Raw genomic sequence first — 6,052 nt, forward strand, 5'->3', positions numbered from 1 at the left:
CCCTGACGGAGGGGTGTTCCCCCATCGAGAGCGGGACACCCCTCCACCATGCTCCGCATGGTCCCCCTCCCCTTGCAGGGGAGGAAAGATGGAATGGCGACCAATGGGGCGTTCGCGCCCAAGGGTTCCGCTACCTTACACAGATGCTGGTAATTTTGTTGCGACCATGCTATATGGTTCCGCGACGGGCCTAGCTGTTTTTGCGACCGCCCGCCTTGATGTGTTCGACCCTTCCTTCCCGAGGCCGATGAGAACAGTGGACCCCATTCCGCTCGTCCGGCGCTCGCGCGAAGGCCTTTGACCCGGAAAGGCCCCCAATGGCTGCCAAGGCGCTCCACTTCGACGTCGGTGACTATGTCGTGTACCCCAAGCATGGCGTGGGCCGCGTTATCGAGCTGCAAAAGCAGGAAATCGCAGGGATGCAGCTCGAACTCTATGTGCTGCGGTTTGAAAAGGAGCGCATGACGCTCCGCGTTCCCACCAACAAGGCCGAGTCGGTCGGCATGCGCAAGCTGTCCTCGGACAAGACCATGCGCGAGGCGATGGAAACGCTGAAGGGCAAGCCCAAGGTCAAGCGCACCATGTGGTCGCGCCGCGCCCAGGAATATGAAGCCAAGATCAACTCGGGCGACCTGGTGTCGATCGCCGAGGTGGTCCGCGACCTGTTCCGCGCCGACGACCAGCCCGAGCAGAGCTATTCCGAGCGGCAGATCTTCGAGGCCGCGACCAGCCGCCTCGCCCGTGAACTCGCCGCGATGGAAGAGGTGGACGAGCCGCGCGCTCAGGAAAAGATCCTGGAAATCCTGCGCGCTGCCGCCGCCATCTATAACAAGGAAAAGCCCGCCGCCTGATCCGCGGTCGGTTCTCTCCGAGACGAACAAGGGGCGGCTCCTATGGGGCCGCCCCTTTTCATTTGCGGGCAGATGACCTCGTGGTGTATTTATTGCACAATACACAGGAGAGTGTCCATGATCCGATCCTACCGCCTGCCCCTGATCGCCCCCATGATCGCCGTCGCCGCCCTGGCCATCCCGACCGCCGCCTGTTCGTTCAGTCGGTCCTCGGACGAGGGCGATGCCGTGCCCGCGCAAGGATCGGGCAATGTCCGCACCTTCGCCGCGCGCGATTTCACTGGCGTAGACCTGCGCGGCAGCGATCCGGTCGAGGTTCGGGTCGGCGGCGGCTATTCGGTCCGGGCGGAGGGACCATCGGACACGCTCGACCAGTTGCAGATCGCGCGCGACGGCGCGACCCTGCGCATCGGCCGCAAGAAGGGCACGCATTGGGGCTGGAGCAAGGGCAAGGGGGTTCGCATCCTCGTCACGCTGCCGCGCCTGGCCGATGCGGGTGTCTCGGGTTCGGGCCGGATGACGATCGACCGGGTGGAAGGGCCGCGCTTCCATGGCGGCATCGCGGGGTCGGGCGATATGGTCATCGGCGCGATGCGCGTCGGCCAGGCCGATATGGGGATCGCCGGATCGGGATCGATCACCGCCACCGGCACGGCCGGGTCGCTGAAGGTGAGCGTCGCGGGATCGGGCGACTTCCGTGGGCCTGGACTGCGCACGCGCCAGGCCAATGTCTCGATCGCCGGCTCGGGCAATGTCGCCGCACGGGTGGAGGGCGCGGCCTCGGTCAGCCTGATGGGATCGGGCAGTGCCGATCTGGGCCCGCAATCGACCTGCACGGTCAGCAAGATGGGATCGGGTTCGGCGCGCTGCGGTCGCTGATCCGGGTTGCGGGGCGGGTGTGAGCGGACGAGGATAGCGCCATGCTCCGTCCCGCCCTGCCGATCGTCCTCGCTACAATGCTTCCCCTCACCTCGGCACAGGCCGCCGAGCGCCGGGTCGACCTGAGCAGTTTCCAGAAGTTGCGAGTGGAAGGCCCGTTCCTGGTGACGCTCACCACAGGACCGTCGCCGCGAGGGCTTCTGTCGGGCGAGACGGAGGCGTTGCGCGGGGTCGAGACGCGGCTGTCGGACGGCACGCTGGTCCTCCGGCGGATCGCTGGCGACGGCGCATCGTCACGGGGCGGCGGCCCGGTCACCCTGACCCTCACCGCCCCGCCGCTGTCCGCGATCACCGTCATCGGCGGTGCCCAGGTGACGGCGGAGGGGATGCGGGGCGCGGCGCTGACCCTGTCGATCACCGGCGCGGGCGAGATTCGTGTCGACCGGGCCGATGGCGATCAGCTGAACGCGACGCTGCTCGGCCCCGCCAAGCTGACCATCGGCGGCGGGCGCGTGGCCAAGGCGCGGCTGCTCGCCAATGGCCCGGTCGCGCTGGCCGCCGATGGGCTGGAGGCGGGCGACCTGTTCGTCACGCTGGAGGGGCCGGGCGAGATCGGCGCGCGGGCGCGCTACACCGCGACGGTCACCAATGCCGGGCTCGGCCGCGTCACCGTAGAGGGCACGGCCAAATGCCGGATCATGGGTGGCGGTCCGGTGCGCTGCGGGGCGCCCTAACCACCCGCGCCAGAAAGGCATCGATCGCGGCGAACGCATTGGCGCGGATCGGATCGGCCTCGCGCAATATCTCGTGTGCACAGTCCTTGCCGAAGGCGACCAGCTCCCCCTTGGGCAGCCGCGCCGCCACCTGCCCCGCCGCGCGCGCGTCGACCAGCCGGTCCGCCAGCGCCACCAGCATCAGTACCGGCACCTCGATCCGCGCCAGCCCCGGATCGCCGCGCAAGGCCGCCGTCGCGCGAAACGCCTCCGCCACCCAGTGCCAGCTGGGTGAGCCCAGGCACAGGTCCGGCCATTGCCGCCGAAACTCCTGCTGGTCCGCGAAGCGCGCCAGATCATGGGTCAGTCGTTTCTGCCGCGCCGCAGCCGCCGCCTCGGTCTCCAGGCGACGCCAGGCGGGACGCAGCGGATCGCCGCGCCCGACCTGCCAGCGCGCGAACCGCGCCCCCGCCCACTGCCCGACCGGCGAACGCAGGGCGATCATCGGCGCGGTCAGCACCACTGCATCGGGCGCAATCCGCTGCGCCGCCAGCGCGGACAGGGTGATAAAGCCGCCCATCGAATGGCCGAGCACGACATGCGGCCCTTCGCCTTCCGCGGCCCAATCGGCATGGAAAGCGGCGAGATCGTCGGTCAGCCGATCGAACCGGTCGATATGGCCGGTCCCGTCCTGGGTCAGCCGCCCCGACCCGCCCTGCCCGCGCCAGTCAAAGGCGGTGACGTCCCAGCCGCGCGCACGAAAATCGTCGATCGCCTCGCGATATTTCTCGATCATGTCGGCACGACCGGTCTGGAACAACAAGCGCCCGCGCCGAACCGTCCCCGGCTCGCGCGGTCGATCATACCGGCGATGCGTCCAGCCGTCGGGTGCGATCCAGCGCGACAGGAACGGCGCCAACGCCTCGCCAAGCCCCTCCAGAGACCGTGTCGCCATGCCGTATCCACCTCCAGTCGCCGGAAATAATAGCGTCGCCCGAACAGAAGAGCGAACCAAGCCCATCCTCACGCGTTCATCTGAGAGCAATATTTTGTTACAGTCATAGGGGGATCGCCCATGCGCGGTGGTGGCTCGGCGAAAAAATGGGGCGCGAGGATATTGGGCTGGGTGCTCGCCCTGCTCGGTGGATTCTTCGCCGTCGCGGGCGGCTATCTCGCATTGCTCGGCGGATCACCTTATTATGTCCTGACCGGGCTGGCGATGATCCTGTCGGGTGCACTGATCGGGCGTGGCGATGTGCGAGGGCGCTGGCTCTATGTCGCGATCTGGCTGGCGACGCTCATCTGGGCGATATGGGAAGTGGGGTTCGACCTGCTTCAGCTGGTGCCGCGTGTCGTCGCGCCGACCGTGCTGCTGATCCCGGTCATCCTGCCCTGGCTGATCGCCGCGATGCGCACACCCAAGGCGCGAACCCGCGCCATGCCTGCCGCCCTGGGGATCATCGCGCTGATGCTGGCGGTGCCGGTGCTGAAGAGCCGTCCCGCCGAAGCGCAGGACCCGGTGCTCCCCGCCACGCTGCCGGTCGCGGCCCAGGCACCGGTCGGCGACTGGACCGATTATGGCGGCACCCTGTCGGGCCAGCGCTATTCCGCGCTGTCGCAGATCACGCCCGCCAATGTCGGCAAGCTGGAACTCGCATGGACCCAGCGGACCGGCGACCTGCCCGACCGCGCGGAGTCCGTCGAGCATAAGCGCGAATATCATTCCGAGGCGACGCCGATCCATATCGGCGACACGCTCTATACCTGCACGCCGCATTCGATCGTCCAGGCGATCGACGCAACGACCGGGCGGACCAAGTGGAGCTGGAAGGATCAGGTCAGCCGCCAGGGCAACTCCTATCTCGTCTGTCGCGGCGTCGCCTTCTATCAGGCCCCCGAAGGCACGCCCTGCCCGCGCCGCATCTTCGCCCCCACCTTCGACGCGCGGATGATGGCGCTGGACGCCGATACCGGCAAGCCCTGCCCCGGCTTCGGCACCAACGGCGCAATCGACCTGCGCCAGAATATGGGCGTATCGGGCCCCGCCGACCAGATCAGCACCTCACCCCCGGTGGTCGCGAACGGCCGGTTGATCGTTGGCGAGCGGATCGTCGACAACGTCAACCGCAACATCTCCAGCGGCGTGGTGCGCGCCTATGACCCGATCACGGGCGCGGGCATCTGGGCCTGGGACGTCGGGCGCTCTCAGGACGCGATCCCGCCGCTGCCGGCGGGTGAGACCTATACGCGCGGCACGCCCAATGTCTGGGGCGCGATGACCGCCGATCCGGCCAATGGCCTGGTCTATCTGGGCACCGGTAACGCCTCGCCCGATTACTGGATCGGCTGGCGGCGGCCGTTCGACGACCGGTTCGGCACCGCGATCGTCGCGCTGGAGATCGCCACCGGCAAGCTGCGCTGGGTCCGCCAGCTGGTCCACCGCGACATGTGGGACATGGACATCCCCATCGGCCCATCGCTGTTCGACTATCGGGCGCCGAACGGCCAGACGATCCCGGCGCTGATCCAGACGACGAAGATGGGCCAGGTCTATTTCCTCAACCGCCTGACCGGTGCGCCGATCACGCCCATCGTCGAGCGCCCCGCGCGACAGGATGGCGCGACGCCGGGGGTAAAGGTGTCGCCGACCCAGCCCTGGTCGGTCGGCCTGCCCTCCTTCACGCCCCCCGCCCCGACCGAAGTCTCGACCTGGGGCGCGACGCCGATCGACCAGCTCTTCTGCCGGATCGATATCCGCCGCGCGCAGGGGACGGGCATCTACCAGCCGACCGGCTTGAGGCCGATCATCGGTCATCCGGCGTTCGACGGCGTGACCGACTGGGGCGGCGCGGCGCTCGATCCGGTGCGGCAGATCTTCACCGTCAACACGATGGAGATGCCGTTCAAGATCTGGCTGATGCGCCGCGACGATCCGCGTGTGAAAAAGTACATGGAAAAGAAGAAGGGCGGCGAGAATGCACGCGAGCCCAATCTCCAGACCCAGTATAACACCCCCTATGTCGCGGTGGTCGCCGCCTGGATCGGGATGTTCGGCGCACCGTGCAACGCGCCGCCCTGGGGCCATCTGACGGCGGTCGATCTCAACACGCGGCAGGTTGTGTGGAAAAAGGTGCTGGGCACCGCACAGGATACCGGCCTGTTCGGCAGCCATCTGGGTGTGCCGATCAAGACAGGCGTGCCCAATCTGGGCGGCTCGATCATCACCGCCTCCGGGGTGGTGTTCATCGGGGCGACGACCGACCAGTATCTGCGCGCCTATGACCTGAAGAGCGGCAAGGTGCTGTGGCGCGCCCGACTGCCTGCGGGGGCGCAGGCGACGCCGATGACCTATCGCGGGCGGGATGGGCGGCAATATGTCGTCATCACCGCTGGCGGGCATGGCGCGCTGGGCACGCGCTATGGGGATTATACCATGGCGTTTGCCTTGCCGAAGGGGGTGTGAGGGTTTCCGTTGGCCTTCGACTTCGATCAGGTTGAACGGCGGTTGGAGCGCGAACAATCGTCCCAGACACGCCCCTCCCGCAGGCGGGAGGGGATGGGAGAGGGAAAGGAGTCTCACCGAGACCATCGCCGCGGCCGAGCCCACGA

General features: G+C 67.8%; 5 protein-coding genes. 4 read left to right on the forward strand and 1 reads right to left on the reverse strand.

The genetic code is table 11. The features are described from left to right. Positions 1 to 317 precede the first annotated feature (317 nt). The 3 genes from SB4_RS14810 (at position 318) to SB4_RS14820 (ending at position 2,464) form a co-directional block, all read left to right on the forward strand. Positions 318 to 851: a CarD family transcriptional regulator gene (locus tag SB4_RS14810; protein WP_042486954.1), complete on the forward strand. Its 534-nt coding sequence runs from the start codon at positions 318 to 320 to the stop codon at positions 849 to 851. Positions 852 to 968: 117 nt separating this feature from the next. Further along, the gene (locus SB4_RS14815) at positions 969 to 1,730 is read left to right on the forward strand and encodes a head GIN domain-containing protein (protein ID WP_241488638.1); all 762 of its coding nucleotides are present in this window, start codon (positions 969 to 971) and stop codon (positions 1,728 to 1,730) included. 41 nt (positions 1,731 to 1,771) lie between these two features. Next, positions 1,772 to 2,464: a GIN domain-containing protein gene (locus tag SB4_RS14820; protein ID WP_082670198.1), complete on the forward strand. Its 693-nt coding sequence runs from the start codon at positions 1,772 to 1,774 to the stop codon at positions 2,462 to 2,464. Here the strand turns inward: SB4_RS14820 and SB4_RS14825 are convergent. Next, positions 2,427 to 3,398, reverse strand: coding sequence for an alpha/beta fold hydrolase (locus SB4_RS14825; protein WP_058753184.1), 972 nt, complete (start codon positions 3,396 to 3,398; stop codon positions 2,427 to 2,429). The genes SB4_RS14820 and SB4_RS14825 overlap by 38 nt on opposite strands. Positions 3,399 to 3,518: 120 nt before the next feature. On the opposite strand from SB4_RS14825, the gene SB4_RS14830 reads away from it, so the two are divergent. Further along, entirely contained in the window at positions 3,519 to 5,906 is a 2,388-nt protein-coding gene (locus SB4_RS14830; RefSeq protein ID WP_058753185.1) for a membrane-bound PQQ-dependent dehydrogenase, glucose/quinate/shikimate family, read from the forward strand. The last annotated feature ends 146 nt before the right edge of the window (positions 5,907 to 6,052 follow it).

Origin of the sequence: Sphingomonas sanguinis (assembly GCF_001476905.1) — a bacterium.
Taxonomy (GTDB): domain Bacteria; phylum Pseudomonadota; class Alphaproteobacteria; order Sphingomonadales; family Sphingomonadaceae; genus Sphingomonas; species Sphingomonas sanguinis_B.